The sequence below is a fragment of the Streptococcus sp. SCPM-O-B-15294 (M123) genome, from assembly GCF_058200455.1.
Genome location: NZ_JBYQGU010000002.1, coordinates 71,416 through 88,057 on the forward strand (window position 1 = coordinate 71,416; position 16,642 = coordinate 88,057).

16 protein-coding genes are annotated in these 16,642 nt (G+C 42.7%); 13 read left to right on the forward strand and 3 right to left on the reverse strand.

Annotated features, from left to right (window positions below; genetic code table 11):
- Positions 1–89 precede the first annotated feature (89 nt).
- The 6 genes from AC3E8G_RS02010 to AC3E8G_RS02035 all read left to right on the forward strand — a co-directional run bounded on the left by AC3E8G_RS02010 (position 90) and on the right by AC3E8G_RS02035 (position 4,813).
- Complete coding sequence (locus tag AC3E8G_RS02010; protein WP_154858574.1) at positions 90–974, forward strand: aldose 1-epimerase family protein; 885 nt, start codon at positions 90–92, stop codon at positions 972–974.
- 69 nt (positions 975–1,043) lie between these two features.
- Entirely contained in the window at positions 1,044–1,469 is a 426-nt protein-coding gene (gene lacA / locus AC3E8G_RS02015; RefSeq protein ID WP_023026584.1) for a galactose-6-phosphate isomerase subunit LacA, read from the forward strand.
- 16 nt (positions 1,470–1,485) lie between these two features.
- Positions 1,486–2,001, forward strand: a complete 516-nt coding sequence (gene lacB / locus AC3E8G_RS02020; protein ID WP_023026585.1) for a galactose-6-phosphate isomerase subunit LacB — start codon at positions 1,486–1,488, stop codon at positions 1,999–2,001.
- An 11-nt stretch (positions 2,002–2,012) separates the two neighbouring features.
- Positions 2,013–2,942: a tagatose-6-phosphate kinase gene (locus AC3E8G_RS02025; RefSeq protein ID WP_490676903.1), complete on the forward strand. Its 930-nt coding sequence runs from the start codon at positions 2,013–2,015 to the stop codon at positions 2,940–2,942.
- Position 2,943: 1 nt separating this feature from the next.
- Positions 2,944–3,924: a tagatose-bisphosphate aldolase gene (gene lacD / locus AC3E8G_RS02030; RefSeq protein WP_048717143.1), complete on the forward strand. Its 981-nt coding sequence runs from the start codon at positions 2,944–2,946 to the stop codon at positions 3,922–3,924.
- Positions 3,925–4,174: 250 nt separating this feature from the next.
- Positions 4,175–4,813 (forward strand): GNAT family N-acetyltransferase, encoded by a 639-nt coding sequence (locus AC3E8G_RS02035; RefSeq protein WP_048717145.1) that lies wholly within the window; start codon positions 4,175–4,177, stop codon positions 4,811–4,813.
- 64 nt (positions 4,814–4,877) lie between these two features.
- Here AC3E8G_RS02035 and AC3E8G_RS02040 read toward each other — a convergent pair whose 3' ends face one another.
- The 3 genes from AC3E8G_RS02040 to AC3E8G_RS02050 form a co-directional block, all read right to left on the reverse strand.
- Complete coding sequence (locus AC3E8G_RS02040) at positions 4,878–5,162, reverse strand: GIY-YIG nuclease family protein (protein WP_048717147.1); 285 nt, start codon at positions 5,160–5,162, stop codon at positions 4,878–4,880.
- Positions 5,152–5,898 carry a tRNA1(Val) (adenine(37)-N6)-methyltransferase gene (locus AC3E8G_RS02045; RefSeq protein ID WP_048689404.1) on the reverse strand — a complete coding sequence of 249 codons (747 nt, stop codon included), beginning with the start codon at positions 5,896–5,898 and terminating at the stop codon, positions 5,152–5,154. Before AC3E8G_RS02045 ends, AC3E8G_RS02040 begins: the two co-directional genes overlap by 11 nt.
- Positions 5,899–6,149: 251 nt before the next feature.
- Positions 6,150–8,489 carry a cation-translocating P-type ATPase gene (locus tag AC3E8G_RS02050; protein ID WP_154858564.1) on the reverse strand — a complete coding sequence of 780 codons (2,340 nt, stop codon included), beginning with the start codon at positions 8,487–8,489 and terminating at the stop codon, positions 6,150–6,152.
- Between the two features lie 137 nt (positions 8,490–8,626).
- On the opposite strand from AC3E8G_RS02050, the gene AC3E8G_RS02055 reads away from it, so the two are divergent.
- From AC3E8G_RS02055 to AC3E8G_RS02085, 7 genes are all read left to right on the forward strand, one after another.
- Positions 8,627–9,370 carry a lysophospholipid acyltransferase family protein gene (locus AC3E8G_RS02055; protein WP_154858562.1) on the forward strand — a complete coding sequence of 248 codons (744 nt, stop codon included), beginning with the start codon at positions 8,627–8,629 and terminating at the stop codon, positions 9,368–9,370.
- 102 nt (positions 9,371–9,472) lie between these two features.
- Positions 9,473–10,150, forward strand: coding sequence for a helix-hairpin-helix domain-containing protein (locus AC3E8G_RS02060; protein WP_490676904.1), 678 nt, complete (start codon positions 9,473–9,475; stop codon positions 10,148–10,150).
- Positions 10,134–12,374, forward strand: a complete 2,241-nt coding sequence (locus tag AC3E8G_RS02065; protein ID WP_490676905.1) for a DNA internalization-related competence protein ComEC/Rec2 — start codon at positions 10,134–10,136, stop codon at positions 12,372–12,374. The genes AC3E8G_RS02060 and AC3E8G_RS02065 overlap by 17 nt, the downstream gene beginning before the upstream one ends.
- A gap of 62 nt (positions 12,375–12,436) precedes the next feature.
- On the forward strand, positions 12,437–13,102 hold the full coding sequence (locus tag AC3E8G_RS02070; RefSeq protein WP_154858556.1) for a DUF805 domain-containing protein: 666 nt from the start codon (positions 12,437–12,439) through the stop codon (positions 13,100–13,102).
- Positions 13,080–14,117 carry a DNA polymerase III subunit delta gene (holA, locus tag AC3E8G_RS02075; RefSeq protein ID WP_154858554.1) on the forward strand — a complete coding sequence of 346 codons (1,038 nt, stop codon included), beginning with the start codon at positions 13,080–13,082 and terminating at the stop codon, positions 14,115–14,117. The genes AC3E8G_RS02070 and holA overlap by 23 nt, the downstream gene beginning before the upstream one ends.
- A 71-nt stretch (positions 14,118–14,188) precedes the next feature.
- The gene (gene sodA, locus AC3E8G_RS02080; RefSeq protein ID WP_490676906.1) at positions 14,189–14,794 is read left to right on the forward strand and encodes a superoxide dismutase SodA; all 606 of its coding nucleotides are present in this window, start codon (positions 14,189–14,191) and stop codon (positions 14,792–14,794) included.
- Between the two features lie 253 nt (positions 14,795–15,047).
- A complete protein-coding gene (locus tag AC3E8G_RS02085; RefSeq protein ID WP_154858551.1) occupies positions 15,048–16,520 on the forward strand; it encodes a helicase HerA-like domain-containing protein in 1,473 nt (490 codons plus the stop codon).
- Positions 16,521–16,642 lie beyond the last annotated feature (122 nt).

Below are 16,642 nucleotides of genomic sequence, written 5' to 3' on the forward strand. Positions count from 1 at the left end.
TGTAACTTGATAAAACTAGGGTATCAATTTTCCAGACATGGAGGGGTAGCCTAGTTTTTTCTCTAAAATAACATGCTAAGGAGTGTAATATGAGGATAGCTATAAAAAATAATGATCTGGAAGTTTGTTTCAAGGAGTTAGGTGGTGAGCTGGCCTCTATCAAAGATCAGGATGGTATCGAATATCTTTGGCAGGGTGATGCACAGTATTGGAGTGGTCAAGCCCCAGTTCTCTTTCCTATCTGTGGTTCGGTTCGAAATGATACGACCTTGTATCGCCCTCAAGGTGTTGGGAAGATCCCTCGCCATGGGCTGGTTCGCAAGAAAAACTTTGAGCTGGTAGAGCAAACAGAAGATCGGGTGACTTTTGGGATAGAAGATACGGAAGAAATGTATCAGCAATATCCCTATCATTTCAGATTAGAAATTTCCTATCAATTACTTGGTAAGAAGATTCAAGTAACCTATCGGGTTCACCATCTTGGTGAGGAAGGAGTCATGCCCTTTTTCGTTGGTGGCCATCCAGGATTTAATTGTCCGTTACTGGAGGATGAAGGGTTTGAAGATTACTACCTGGAATTCGAACAAGAAGAGACCTGTAGTATTCCTAAATCCTATCCAGAGACAGGCTTGCTAAATGTCTTTGATCGGACACCTTTCTTACAGCAAGAGAAATTCCTAAAACTCGATTACGATCTCTTCCAAAAGGATGCCATCACCTTAGATTGTTTACAATCAAGAAGTGTGACCCTCCGCTCTAAAAAGCACGAAAAAGGAGTAAGCCTTCATTTTCCAGATTTTTCAAACTTGATCATCTGGACAACGCCAAATAAAGGGCCATTTATCGCATTAGAACCTTGGTCTGGTTTATCCACTTCCCTTGAAGAGAGTGATTATTTGGAATATAAAAAGCAGGTTCGTCTCTTGCCAGCAGGTCAAACAGCTGAACTAAGTTTTGAAATCGAAATTTTATAGATAATAATGTTGTTGAATATAGAAGTTTCTGTATTTGATTGAAAAATGAATTAAAAGAAGGAGCATAATATGTCAGTTATTATTGGTGCGGATGCAGCAGGTATCCGCTTAAAAGAAGTAGTCAAAGAATATTTGGAAGCAGAAGGTTTCCAAGTAGTGGATGTGACAGAAGAAGGGCAAGACTTTGTGGATGTGACCTTGGCTGTTGCTAAGGAAGTCAAACAAGCAGAAGACAATCTTGGTATCGTCATTGATGCCTATGGTGCTGGTCCATTCATGGTCGCTACTAAAATTAAAGGAATGGTTGCGGCAGAAGTTTCAGATGAGCGTTCTGCTTATATGACTCGTGGCCACAACAATTCTCGCATGATCACCATGGGTGCTCAAATCGTGGGTGACCAATTGGCCAAAAATATTGCCAAAGGATTTGTAAACGGTAAGTACGATGGCGGTCGTCACCAAATCCGTGTCGATATGCTCAACAAGATGTGCTAAGGGGAGGAGTAAACGAATGAAAATTGCAATTGGATGTGACCATATTGTCACAAATGAAAAAATGGCTGTCTCTGAATTTTTGAAATCAAAAGGTTATGAAGTCCTTGACTTCGGAACCTATGACCATGCGCGTACCCACTACCCAATTTTTGGGAAAAAAGTCGGAGAAGCAGTCGCTAGTGGTCAAGCTGATCTTGGAGTATGTATCTGTGGAACTGGCGTTGGAATTAACAACGCGGTTAACAAGGTTCCTGGAATTCGTTCAGCCTTGGTACGCGACATGACAACAGCTCTTTATGCAAAAGAAGAACTTAATGCTAATGTCATTGGTTTTGGTGGAAAAGTAACTGGTGAGTTGCTCATGTGTGATATCATTGAAGCTTTCATCCATGCAGAATACAAACCAAGTGAAGAAAATAAAAAATTGATTGCCAAGATTCAACATTTGGAAACCCATAATGATCACCAAGAGGATGCAGACTTCTTTACAGAATTTCTTGAAAAATGGGATCGTGGTGAATACCACGACTAAGAGGTGAGCTTATGATCTTAACTGTCACCTTGAATCCTTCCATTGATATTTCTTATCCCTTGGAAGAATTAAAGTTGGATACTGTGAATCGTGTGTCGGAAGTTTCTAAGACGGCTGGTGGTAAAGGGTTAAATGTCACCCGTGTCCTAGCTGAGAGCGGTGAAACAGTTGGAGCAACAGGTTTTGTTGGGGGGACCAATGGTCAATTCATCAAGACCCATCTTCCACGAGATGTCCAATCCTTCTTCTATGATATCCTGGGAGATACGCGGAACTGTATCGCCATCTTGCATGAAGGAAATCAAACAGAAATCTTAGAAGCGGGTCCAGAAATTATCCGGACGGAAGCTTTAGGATTCCTTCATCATTTCAAACTCCTCATGCCGACAGCGGATGTGATTGCTATTTCAGGGAGTCTTCCGACAGGACTCCCAGTGGACTATTATGCGAGCCTAATTGAGATTGCAAGAGAAGCAGGACGCAAGGTTGTACTTGATTCATCAGGCAAATCTTTAGAAGCGGTCCTTCACTCACCATTCAAACCAACGGTGATTAAACCCAATCGCGAAGAATTATCTCAACTCTTAGGACGGGATGTTTCAGCTGATTTTGAGGACTTAAAAGAAGTTTTGAAAGACCCACTGTTTGAAGGAATCGAATGGATTATCGTCTCCTTAGGTGGAGATGGTGCCTTTGCCAAACACGGAGACAGCTTCTATAAGGTCGATATTCCAAAAATTGAAGTGGTCAATCCAGTGGGATCTGGAGATTCAACCGTGGCTGGGATCTCTGCTGCCCTCAGTAGCGGAAAAGATGACGTGGCCCTCTTGACCCATGCTATGGTCCTAGGGATGCTAAATGCCCAAGAAAAGATGACAGGGCATGTCAATATGGCCCACTACGATGATTTGTATCAGAATATAATTGTAAAAGAGGTATAAGATGGTATTAACAGAACAAAAACGCAACTATTTAGAAAAATTGAGCACCAAAGAGGGTGTGATCTCAGCCTTGGCCTTTGACCAACGTGGTGCCTTGAAACGCCTCATGGCTCAATATCAAGACACAGAACCAACAGTAGCTCAAATGGAAGAATTGAAGGTCTTGGTGGCTGAAGAATTGACACCATTCGCATCTTCTATGCTCTTGGACCCTGAGTATGGCCTTCCAGCGACTAAGGTCTTGGATGCAGAAGCAGGTCTCTTGTTGGCTTATGAAAAAACAGGCTACGACACTTCTAGCACCAAGCGTTTGCCAGACTGCCTCAACCTTTGGTCAGCTAAACGCATCAAAGAACAGGGTGCAGATGCAGTGAAATTCTTGCTCTACTATGATGTGGATAGTGCAGAAGAACTCAACCAAGAAAAACAAGCTTACATCGAACGCATCGGTTCAGAATGTGCTGCAGAAGAAATTCCATTCTTCCTTGAAATCTTGGCTTATGATGAAAAAATCGCGGATGCCGGATCTGTAGAATATGCGAAAGTAAAACCTCGCAAGGTCATCGAAGCTATGAAAGTCTTCTCAGACCCACGCTTTAACATCGATGTCTTGAAGGTAGAAGTTCCAGTCAATGTCAAATACGTAGAAGGTTTTGGCGATGGTGAAATCGTTCATAGCCGTGAAGAAGCTGCAGCCTTCTTTAAAGAACAAGAAGAAGCAACCAACCTTCCATACATCTACTTGAGTGCAGGTGTTTCTGCCAAACTCTTCCAAGAAACTTTAGTCTTTGCGCATGAAGCAGGAGCGAACTTCAACGGGGTTCTCTGTGGCCGTGCAACTTGGGCTGGATCTGTAGAAGCCTACATCAAGAATGGCGAAGCAGCAGCTCGTGAATGGCTCAGTACAGAAGGTCGTCGCAACATTGAAGAGCTCAACCAAGTCTTAGACCAAGTCGCAACTTCTTGGAAAGAGCGTATTTAATTCCTTAGTTCCTAACGTATCAAATAGTCTTTCTAGAAAAATCTAGAAGGACTATTTTTTTGTTTCTATGCAGGAGTAGTTCCGTCATTCATCAAAAATTGGTTCTCAGTGTTCATAAATCTGATTAAGCTTTCATTCACTATTCAAATGGCTTCTGATTTGTAAGAATTTATGTGATAATTTCACATTGCAATCGAAAAAAAGAGTATTTTACAGTATAATGGACTTATTAGAATGAAGGAGTTGGCGTATGGAAAGGATCGTATATAGAGAAGCAAGGCTAGATGAGTACAAGCTAATTGGAAAAGTCTGTTCTGATGCTTTTATGAATTATCCGTTTTTAACCGTCATTAAAGAAGATTTAAAAAAGCCTGAATACTTTCCGGCCTTTATTGAGCTACTGCATACCTTGTTAGTCAAGCTCTACATCAAAGGGGAAACTTGCTTAGTTGCTGAACGAGATGGAGAAATTATAGCTGTAGGACTCTTGCAACAAAAAGATTTCTCGATGGTTTCTTATTTAGTAAATGGAATTTTCAAGTTATTCCGTTACATTAGCCCTTGGAAGTTGATGAAATATCTGGACCTGGTGGAGCGTTCGGAGCAACATTTGAAAAAATCTGGAAACTTCGACTGGTATTTGATGATGTTTGCTGTGAGCCCGACTGTTCAGGGACAAGGGGTTGGTAGTCATTTCCTCCAAAACGGGATTGAACCTTATGTCAAAGCCAAAGGTTGTAAGCGTCTAGGCTTGATTACCAGTACCCAGCAAAATGTCTTTTTCTATGAAAAAAATGAATTTGTCCTATTAGATTCTATGGTGCTAGACTATGGTAAACAAAGTGTTGGAAATTGGGCTTTTTTGAAGACCCTTGATGACGAATCCTAGATTGATTAAAAAAAGGAGCTCTTGGGGCTCCTTTTAGCATGCAAACAGATGATTGTTACACCATCTAGGTGTTTTTTTGTTCGGGATCTATCTTGGATTGTTGATGCTTGATATAGGTCAGTTTTTCCTCTCGGCTCTTCCGTTTAAAGAGTGCCTCGGCTGACATAGCAGCTCTTTTGTCGGGGAAAGACTCCTGGTAGATCAAAGTCACAGGAAGTCTGGGACGTGTATATTTGGCGCCTTTGCCAGCATTGTGGGTTTTGATACGGCGCTCGATATCGGTGGTGTAGCCAGTATAGAGGGTCCCATCCGCACACTGGACTACATACATATAAGCTTTAGTTTCCATAGTAAATCTCATGAATCTCCGGCGTATAGCTTCCATCTTCTTCATGGATGAACAGTGGAGGAAGAATTTTTAGACCATCCCGTGATCCATCTTTAATGGCTTCAATGAGAAGCATGTTGGCATCTTTATGGACCTTGGGATAGACAAATTGAATCCGTTTGGGAGCCAGATTGAAGCGTTTCATGGTTTCGATGATATCTAAAAAGCGATCCGGACGATGGACCATGACGAGTCGGCCATTGGACTTGAGAGTCCGTTGGGCCACTTGACAAATTTGGTCCAAATTGGTGGTGATCTCATGACGGGCTAGCAAATAATGAGGGCTCTCATTTAAATTGGAGTGCTCGTCTACTTTAAAGTAGGGAGGATTACAGAGAATAAGGTCGATTTTACTACCAGGGAAATGGTGGGGCAAATTTTTTAAATCATCGGTAATCATGGACATGCGGTCGGAGAGGCCATTCAATTGGATGGAACGCTCTGCCATGTCCGCTAGTCTTTCCTGTATCTCTACTCCAACGATGGTTGCTTTGGTGCGCGTGCTAGCAAAGAGTCCGACAGCGCCATTGCCAGCACAAAGATCAACAATCAGACCACGGTTGGGCAACTTGGGAAAACGTGACAAAAGGACACTATCAATAGAATAGCTAAAAACTTCTCTGTTTTGAATGATTTTCACATCGCTTGAAAATAGTTGGTTGACGCGTTCGCCGTCTTTTAATTCGATATCGTTCATGGCTCTATTATAGCATGAAAAGAGGGCGGGGAAAAGCGTAGAAAGGGATAAGAAAAAATAAGAGGCTGGGACAAAAGTCCTAGCCTCTCAATTATTTTTGGATTGTTAAGCAAGGCGCAGTGGTTGAGTGGGCTCTACTACGCTGATTTCATCAGCTTTTACAGCTCTACTCAACTGTGCGGAGGTGGGACGACGAAATCGAATTCTAACGAATTACCGATTTCTGTCCCACTCTCTTATCCAAGAGTTATTTAATCAAATTCATATTTTTGATAAATAGTCGCCAAGATGAAGATTCCCGTAAAGAGAGCCATCAAGGCAAGGTAGACTGGGAAGGTCACAGCTGTCAATGTTCCGATTTCAATCAGACCTTTCAAGTAAAAGGCAGAAAGGTAGAAACCGCAGACAGAGAAGATAATTAAGAGACCTCGCCAGATATTAAGTGGCAAGCAAGCCCGAATAACGGACAAGAAGCCAATAGATCCCAACAAGTAGTAGGAAAGGGTAGACATGTCCAGGCTAGACCAGCCATGATGAGCTCCCCATAAACGAACAAATAAGACGCTAAAGACAACCATCAAGGCATTTGGTAAGGCCAGATGCAAGGAGCGTTTGAGGAAGTGTTTTTCCACTGGCTTAATGTTTCGTTCAAAGGTCAAGACAAATGGAGGGAATCCTTCGACAAACTGGTCAATCAGTGTAATCTGAATCGGAATAAATGGGAAGATCAACAAGTAGTTGATGTCAAACAAAAGGGCGCTTGCGATACAGATAATCGCCAGAATGAAGGAGTAGATCGTCTTAATAAAGAAGATAGGAGCAATTCGTCCAATGTTGTTGACGACCCGACGACCTTCAAAGAGAATTTCTGGAACATCATTGAAGTCTGAGTTTAACAAGACGAGATTGGCAATTTGACGAGTTGCAGGATCGCCTTCGGCCATCACGATGGAGCAGTCAGCTTCTCGTAAGGCTAGGATATCATTGACCCCGTCCCCTGTCATGGCAGTGGTTCGACCGGCAGCCTTGAGGGTTTGAATCAAGAGTTTCTTTTGATGAGGAGAAACCCGTCCAAAAATGGCTGTACTTTCAGCTAGGTCCACCAACTCATCGTCTTCAATCTTAGAACAGTCAATATAATTTTCATAGCTTTCAAAACCAGCTTCCTTAGCAATGTAAGAAACAGTGACTGGATTATCACCGGAGATGATTTTGAGATCCACATCCTGGGAGCGAAGATAATCTAAGGTTTCGGCAGCCCCTTCACGGATTGGATCGAGGATTTCAATGACGGCGATCGCTTCTACATCACTTGACAAAGTCAAATCATGCATATCGATGGCTTCCACACTGCGAGCTAAGATCAAGACCCGTGATCCATGGGCTTGGGCTTCCAATACCGCTGGAGGATTTTCTTTGAGGAGCATTTCTGGGGCCCCTAAATAAACGGTTCCCAAGTTGGTTAGAGTCATGGCACCCCATTTTCGATCACTTGAAAATGGAATGATTGATTCGGCTGTATAAGCGTGTTCTAACTCGCCATATGCTTTGCGGATAGCTTGGGCAGTTGGGTTGTTATCCTCCGAATTTTGCATATAGGCAGCGAGAATGACTTCGATAGTTTCTTCAGAAAAGTGTTCAGACAGGGAATGAATGCCTTTGACGGTCATTTTTCCTTGGGTGATGGTCCCAGTCTTATCCAAACAAAGAGTATCGACCCGAGCCAAAGTCTCTACAGAGTACATCTCTTGGACCAAGACCTTGCGCATCCCTAACTTGATCACGGCTGTCAAGAGAGAGGTCACGGTCAGAAGGGCAATCCCTTTTGGCAACATGCCCAGGAGGGCAGTGGAAGAGGTAATCACAGAATCTTTCATTGGAAGCAGTTTAATCAAAAAGGCTTCACAGAAGAGGGCGATTCCAAATGGGATAATAATCTTTCCAGTAAAACTAGAGATTTTTGCGAGATTATAGAGGATGCGGGAGTTGATGGGTTTGAGAGTTTTCGCCTCTACCATCAATTTATTAGCATAGTTATTAGCCCCCACACGATGGACACGAGCGTAGACCTGACCACTCGCTAAGAAGCTACCGGATAGAAGTTCATCTCCCTCTTCCTTGAGAACCAAGTCACTTTCTCCCGTCAGCATGGCTTCGTTGGCTTCAGCAACCCCCTTTTGAACGATGGCATCACTTGGAATTTGGTCTCCAGCAGATAATTTAATCAGGTCACCAAGGACAATCTCTTCTGGATCAATGGTTTCTTCTTCCCCGGCTCGGATGACAGTGACGAGCTCCTTACTCATCAAATTCAATTTGTCAATCATCCGTTTAGCGCGGAGCTCTGTGGCAATTCCGGATAAGGCATTAAAGCAGATGACTGCAAAAAAGACCAAGTTGCTCCAGGCTTGTACCGCAACCAAAGCGAGTGCGATCACAAAGTTCAAAGCATTAAACAAGGTGAAGACATTGCGCTTGATGATTTGCCAGGTACTGGTACTGGTATTCGCTTTAAATTCGTTGGTTTGGCCACGCTGTATTTTTTTGCGGACCTCTTCGTGGGTTAATCCCTTTAATTCATTCATTTCCATAAAAACATCATATCATTTTTTTAAGAAAAAGACTAGATGCAGTCGGTTTGTTGAGTCATCCAGTTTTTGAAAAGATTTGCGGGGAAGAGAAGGATAAGGTATAATGGATAAACAAGAGAATTATCAAAGGAGAAAGCATGTTTTATACCTATTTACGTGGCTTAGTGACCTTTATTTTATGGGTTCTGAATGGAAATGCTCATTACCATCATAAGGAACTGATTCCGAGTCAAGAGGAAAATTACATTCTCGTAGCTCCTCATCGAACTTGGTGGGATCCTGTCTACATGGCCTTTGCGACCAAACCCAAGCAATTTATCTTTATGGCTAAGAAAGAACTCTTTACCAATCGGATTTTTGGATGGTGGATTCGCATGTGTGGGGCTTTCCCAATTGACCGTGAAAATCCAGGTGCAGCAGCGATTAAATACCCAGTGAATATGCTCAAAAAAAGCAAGCGTTCCTTGATTATGTTTCCAAGTGGAAGTCGTCATTCTCAGGATGTTAAGGGTGGAGTTGCCGTGATTGCCAAGATGGCCAAGGTACGTATTATGCCTGTCACTTATACGGGTCCAATGACTTTGAAAGGATTAGCGAGCTGTGAACGGGTTGACATGAACTTTGGGCACCCTATTGATATCTCTGATATTGCAAAAATGAATGATGAGGGAGTGGAAGAAGTTGCAAGACGAATCCAGGCTGAGTTTGATCGTTTAGATGCAGAATCTCAGGCACTCCGCAATGACCGGAAACCTTTTATCCTCATCCGTTTGTTGAAGTTTTTACTGTTGCCATTTGTTTTGGTTGTTGCTCTATTGACCCTCTTGTTTAGTTATATCGCTAGTTTTGTATGGGATCCGGACAAGCATCGGAAAGACTAAGCAGTACTCTAGATAAAAAGAATGTCAAAAATCATGTGATTTTTGACATTCTTTTTTTATTTCTTCGATTTTTTACGAATAATAAAAATAAAAGGGGTATTTATGGAGACGTGGATTGAGAAGCTCAAGGAATATAAACTGTTTTTAGGTTTGGCTGCTGTGGGGCTAGTAATGGGAGGAGTATTTCTCTTTTGGCCTAAGCAACCTCCACAAGCACTGGAAACTGTCATTTCCCAGTTAGAAATGGTGGATCAGGAGGCTTCTCCTAAGGAAGACACCAGCCTCCCTTCTAGCTCTCAACAGAGGAGTGAGGAAAAGACGGATTCCTCTCAAGAGAAAATCATGGTGGATGTGAAGGGTGCTGTCAGACAAGCAGGGGTCTACGAACTGCCAGTGGGGAGCCGGGTCTATGATGCTGTCCAAAAAGCAGGAGGGATGACAGACGAAGCCAACAGCCAATCCGTCAACTTAGCGCAAAAATTGGAGGATGAGTCCATCGTCTATGTTGCTAAGAATGGAGAGGAGCTAGCGCCTGTTGCGTCCGCATCTGCTGGGGCGACCGGTGGCGAAAAGCAGTCAAAAGATGGAAAGGTCAATCTCAATACGGCAACAGAAGCAGAACTACAGACGATTTCTGGGATAGGTCAAAAGCGAGCCCAAGATATCATTGCTTATCGAGAGGAAAAAGGAAAATTTCAGTCTGTTGATGAACTGAAAAATGTTTCTGGGATTGGCCAAAAGACGCTAGAAAAGTTAAAAGAGCATGTTACAGTGGATTAGAAGCCTCGACATTCATCCATTTCATCTCACCCTGCCAGTCTTAGCTCTCTATTATTGGATGTACACGGGACACTGGCTCGCTTCAACCTTCCTTCTGGCCTTCTTCATCTTGTTTAGGAGACGTTACGATGGCAAACGATTTCTGTGCCTCATAGGGTTTCTTTCCCTCTTTGCTCTTTGTTTTGCTTTCCGGATTGAACAGGGAAAACAAGAGTCAAGAGATCATAGGGTCCCAAGGGTCATTCAGCTTTTACCGGATACCATCAAGGTGAATGGAGATGCTTTATCCTTTCGTGCCAAGTCAGGTAGCCGTACTTTTCAAGTTTTCTACCAGCTTCGGTCAGAGGAAGAACAAGCCTATTTTAAACACCTGAATCAGGGGCTAGAATTACGGATCAAAGGCGAATTGGAAACACCGACAAAACAGCGTAATTTTATGGGCTTTGATTACCAGGCTTATCTGAAAACACAAGGTATTTATCACCTTTTGAAAATCAGTCACATCCTTGAAAAGAGACCTGCTGAGCCTAGAGATTTCATAGGACTGCTGTCTAGTTGGAGGCGAAAGGCCCTTGTATGGGTTCACCAGCATTTCCCCCAGCCCATGAGTCACTACATGACGGGCTTGCTTTTTGGTTTTTTAGATGTAGAGTTTGAAGAAATGAGCCAGTTATATTCGAACTTGGGGATTATTCATCTGTTTGCCTTGTCGGGCATGCAGGTTGCCTTCTTCCTAGATGCCTTTCGGCGCTTCTTTCTCCGCTTGGGACTGGAGCAGGAAAAGGTTGCCTACCTCCTCTATCCATTTTCGCTTCTATATGCTGGAATGACAGGCTTTTCGGTTTCGGTCGTTCGAAGCCTCTTACAGAAACTCCTGGCCCAGGATGGGCTCAAAGGAATGGAAAATATGGGAGTCACTCTCCTTTTATTACTCCTTCTTTTACCGTCCTCCTTGTTGACTGCTGGAGGTCTCTTATCCTGCGCCTACGCCTTTATATTGACGCTAACCTCTTCCGAAGAGGAGAAGGAGGGAATCCGAAAAGTCATCAAGGAGAGTCTAGTGTTAACGCTAGGGGTTCTTCCTTTTCTCATTTTTTTCTTTGGAGAATACCAACCCTGGTCCCTTCCTCTAACCTTTATTTTTTCTCTCTTGTTTGACCTTCTGTTGTTGCCAGGACTGAGTGTCGTCTTTCTCCTCTCTTTTCTGTATCCCTTGACCTTCTGGAATCCTTTCTTTGTCTGGATGGAAAAAAGTATGGAGTATCTAGCGAGCTTCACTAGTCAATCCTTGGTTTTCGGGCAGCCAAGCATTTATTATTTCATCTTGCTCTTGTGCTTGCTAGCTTGTCTCTATGAGATGCGCAAGGTTAAGAAATGGAGATACCTGTTCCTACTCTTAGTATGCTCTGTATTTGCCCTTGTGAAGCATCCTTTAGAAAATGAGATTACCATCATTGATATTGGTCAAGGTGATAGTATTTTGCTACGTGATTGGCGTGGGAAAACCATCCTAATTGATACAGGAGGAAAAGTGGACTTTGGCCAAAAGGAGGCATGGAAGAAGCGAAGGTCTACTAGCAATGCAGAACGGACCCTGCTTCCCTATCTCAAGAGCAGGGGGATTGACCAGATTGATCATATGATTCTCACGCATACTGACACAGATCACATGGGAGATTTGGAAGTGCTCGCGACTAAGGTTAGGATAAAGGAAATCAACATTTCCAAGGGGAGCTTAAAAAAAGACTCTTTTGTCCGTTTGCTCAAACGGTTGAACTTACCGGTAAAAACGTTGGAGGCTGGTGATCAATTGTCGATCTTTGATGGGAGTGCAGAAGTCCTCTATCCGGTAGAAGTAGGAGATGGGAGTAATAACGATTCCATTGTTCTTTATGGCCGCTTTTATGGGTGGTCCTTCCTTTTTACAGGAGATTTAGAAGAAGAAGGGGAAAAGACCTTGTTAGCCCGTTATCCTCAACTGCGCGTAGATGTGCTAAAAGCAGGCCACCATGGTTCTAAGGGATCTTCTCACCCTGCCTTCTTAGAGAAAATCCAAGCAAAAATTGCCTTGATATCTGCGGGTGAAAAAAATCGTTACCAGCACCCTCATCAGGAAACCTTGGAGCGTTTCAAAGAGTTACAAATGACTGTTTTTCGTACAGACCAGCAAGGAGCGATTCGTTTTAGAGGTTGGAATCAGTGGAAGATTGAAACCGTTCGATAGGAGCTGTTTGATTTCTAGCTTGAAAATTGCTATGATAAAGTCAAGGAAATGAGGTTACAAGTATGAAATCATTACAGTTGTTTTGGACGCAATATGCTGATTTTTCAAGAAGATCAGATAGAAAAGAATTTTGGATCAGCCAAGCCTGGCATTTACTATTTACAAGTCCATTTTGGATTTACCAATTGGTCTTACTCTTTTCAAATTCGAAATCAGAGGAAGAGGTGATTCCCTTGACCGGGATGGACGTTTCGGCTTGGTTCAGCATCTTTTTTCTCCTTTATCTCTATCTTATTTTTGTTCCCCAGCAAGCAGTAGTCGTTCGGCGATTGAGAGATGCAGGTCTTCATTGGTCTTTGGTTTTCCTATTTCTAGGTCCTATCTTGCTCTACCTTTTATCTCCTATTTCTATTTTTCTAGTCTTAGCTCTTGCTGGTTTGCTTTGTTTAGCATGTCTCTTGGTCCTTCCAAGTGCTAGACTTGCACAACCGGACCAGATTGCTTCTCCAGTATTTGCTTCGACGAGTCCCGTGGTCCCTTCACCAAGTATGCCATCCCATTTGATGGATCCCAACAGTTTTTCAGCTATTCCCCAGATTGTTTTGGCTCCACCAACTCCACTAGAGAAAGCACCGCTTGAAAAGAAAATGGAATCGGAACAGACCCAGCATCAGTTTAGAGAGTGGAATGAGGTACCTTCAGAACATGCAGGCTTTACAAACAATTAAAAAAATCAGTGCTGAGAACCTTCCTCCAATCCTGGTTCTATCAGGAGATGACATCGGTCAGTTTGAGTGGATGAAAGAGCAACTTTTTAAGAAAGTAGGCTACGATTCATCTGATTTGAATTACTCCTATTTTGACATGAAGGAAACAGCTTATTCAGAGGTCGAGCTTGACTTGGTCAGCCTTCCATTTTTTGCGGATGAAAAAATAGTGATTTTGGATCATTTTGTCGATGTGACGACCGCAAAAAAAAGATACCTGACAGATGATGAATTGCAGTCCTTTGAAGGATACTTATCGGCACCTTTAGAAACGACTCGCTTGATTGTCATTGCGGAAGGAAAACTGGATAGCAAGCGAAGAATTGTCAAGCTCTTAAAACGGGATGCCCAGTTACTGGAAGCGAGTGAATTAAAAGAGCAGGAGTTGCGTGCTCATTTCACGGAAGAGATCAAGTCTCTGGGACTAGCGATTGATTCACAAGCCTTCGACCAACTTTTGATCAAATCTGGCTTTGATTTTAGTGAGATTCAGAAAAACTTGGAGTTTCTTAAAAACTATAAGGGATCCTCAAGCATTACCATCTCAGATATTGAAGAGGCTATTCCAAAGACACTCCAGGATAATCTGTTTGATCTGATCCAAATGATCCTAAAGAAACAAATTGATCCTGCCCGTAGTTTGGTCAAGGATCTTCGGCTGCAAGGAGAGGATGAAATCAAGCTTTTGGCCATTTTATTGAGTCAGTTCCGCATCTACACACAGGTCAAGCTGTTGAAGCAAGAGGGACGGACAGAATCCCAAATCGTTTCAGACCTATCAGAGTTGACCGGTCGAAAAGTAAATCCCTACCAAGTCAAATTTGCTCTAAGAGATAGTAGAGGGATTTCTCTAGCTTATTTGGAGCAGGCGATTTGTCTTTTGATTGATACCGATTTCCAAATGAAATCGGGAACTTATGAGAAAGACTATCTATTTGATTTGGCTGTACTAAAGCTAGCTAATCCATCTGTGTAAGCAGAATAGTTGAATAAATTAGATGATTGCGTTATCATTTTTATATACATAAAGAAATAGAGGTATTTTCCATGGCAATTATTTTACCAGATCTTCCGTACGCATACGATGCATTGGAACCATACATTGATGCTGAAACAATGCACTTGCACCATGATAAACACCATCAAACTTACGTAAACAATGCAAATGCAGCTCTTGAAAAACACCCTGAAATTGGTGAAGACCTTGAAGCTTTGTTGGCAGATGTAGAATCTATCCCAGCTGATATCCGCCAAGCGCTTATCAACAACGGTGGTGGACACTTGAACCACACTCTTTTCTGGGAATTGATGACTCCTGAAAAGACAGCTCCTTCAGCAGAACTTGCAGCAGCAATCGATGAAGCCTTCGGTTCATTCGAAGAATTCCAAGCAGCTTTCACTGCAGCAGCAACTACTCGTTTCGGTTCTGGATGGGCATGGTTGGTTGTGAACAAAGAAGGGAAGCTTGAAGTCACTTCAACAGCAAACCAAGACACACAAATCTCAGAAGGGAAGAAACCAATCTTGGGATTGGACGTTTGGGAACATGCATACTACGTGAAATACCGCAACGTTCGTCCTGACTACATCAAAGCTTTCTTCTCAGTGATTAACTGGAACAAAGTAGACGAGCTATACGCAGCAGCTAAATAAGCTTTCATAATAAAAAAAGTTTGAATCAAGAGGTCACTTAAAGAAGCCCTCGATTCAGGCTTTTTATTTTTCGAATTGATCAAAGTAGAGTAAAATGATTCTCCTGTTTTGGGAGGGATATTTCTTGCGTTTATACCTGAAAATGATACACTAGAAGGGTATGTAAAAGTGAGGAGAAAGGCTTCCTACATAAGAAAGAAGCCGTGTCACTTTTTCTGAAAAAAACTGTACCTCAACAAAAGGGAGAATGAAAATGACAAGTATTACGATTACAAAAGGAGCAGTGGATACGCCACTTTATCTAAAAATGCTCAACCGCCACGGGTTAATTGCAGGAGCTACTGGTACAGGGAAAACCGTGACCCTAAAAGTCATAACTGAAAAATTAAGTCAGCAAGGGATTCCGGTGTTTCTAGCAGATATCAAGGGAGATCTTTCCGGTCTTGCAAAAGCAGGACAATGGACTCCAAAGATGGAAGAGCGCTATAAACTACTTGGTATTACAGATCCTTTTGAACCGCAAGCTTTTCCAGTTCGCTTATGGGATGTCTTTGGTCAAGCAGGACATCCGGTCCGTGCAACGATTGAAGGAATGGGCTCTCTTTTGCTAGCGCGCTTGTTGGACCTCAACGAAACACAAACAGGGATTTTGGCCATCGTCTTTAAATTGGCCAAAGAAAAAAATTGGCCTTTGATTGATTTGAAGGATTTGCAGAGTCTTTTGAAGGAAGTATATGACCATGCCTCAGATTATTCCGCTCAATACGGGAATATCAGTAAACAATCAGTGGGAGCTATTCAACGAAGCTTGTTAGTGCTAGAGCAAGAGGGGGCAGATCAATTCTTCGGAGAGCCTGCCTTGGATCTTCAAGATTTTATGCAATTGGACAGCAGTGGACGAGGCTACATCAACATTCTATCAGCGACTCGTCTTTTCAACTCCCCTAAGCTTTATTCAACCTTCCTGATCTGGATGTTGTCTCGTTTGTTCGAAACCTTACCAGAAGTTGGAGATCTAGAAAAACCAAAATTTGTCTTCTTCTTTGATGAAGCCCACCTCTTGTTTAATGATGCGAGCAAGCTCTTCCTTGAAAAAGTTGAGCAAGTCGTTCGCCTTATCCGGTCTAAAGGAGTAGGGATCTACTTTATTACACAAAATCCTCAAGATCTCCCTGAGTCCGTATTGGCCCAGCTTGGGAATCGTGTCCAACATGCCTTGCGCGCCTATACACCAAAAGAAATGAAAGCTATTAAAGTTGCTGCTCAAAGCTTCCGACCAAACCCAGAATTTGATACGGAAGCTGTCTTGACGGAGTTGGGAACAGGGGAAGCTCTCATTTCCTTCCTAAATGAAAAGGGACAACCAAGTGTGGTAGAACGCTCTTATATTTTGTCTCCACAATCGAGCTTTGATTTGTTAAACGAGAGTGAACAGTTGGCCTTGATGACCAGCTCTCCTTTCCATCAAAAATATGCTGTTCGGGTAGACAACGAATCAGCTTATGAAAAGTTGACTGAAAAGTCTGCTAGAGAAGAGAAGGAAAAGGAGCGGGAAGAGGAAGAAAAGACCAGAGTTGCAGAAGAGAAGGCCAGTCAAAAAAGGAGTCCGGGTCGTCCGCGGAAATCTAGTTTAGAAAAGGCCAAAGATTCCTTTATCAGTTCCTTGTTCCGTACCATTGCGCGTGAAGTGGCAAAACTGATCATGGGATCCTTTAAGCGGAAATAAGACAGTCAAAAGGGGATGGACTATTAGGAAAATGAGGAAGGATTGACCTGGAAATCGCTAAAAAATTTCTTCTAGAAGAAATCGTTTTCTGATCCGGAAACACCTTGTTATTTTAAAGAGAA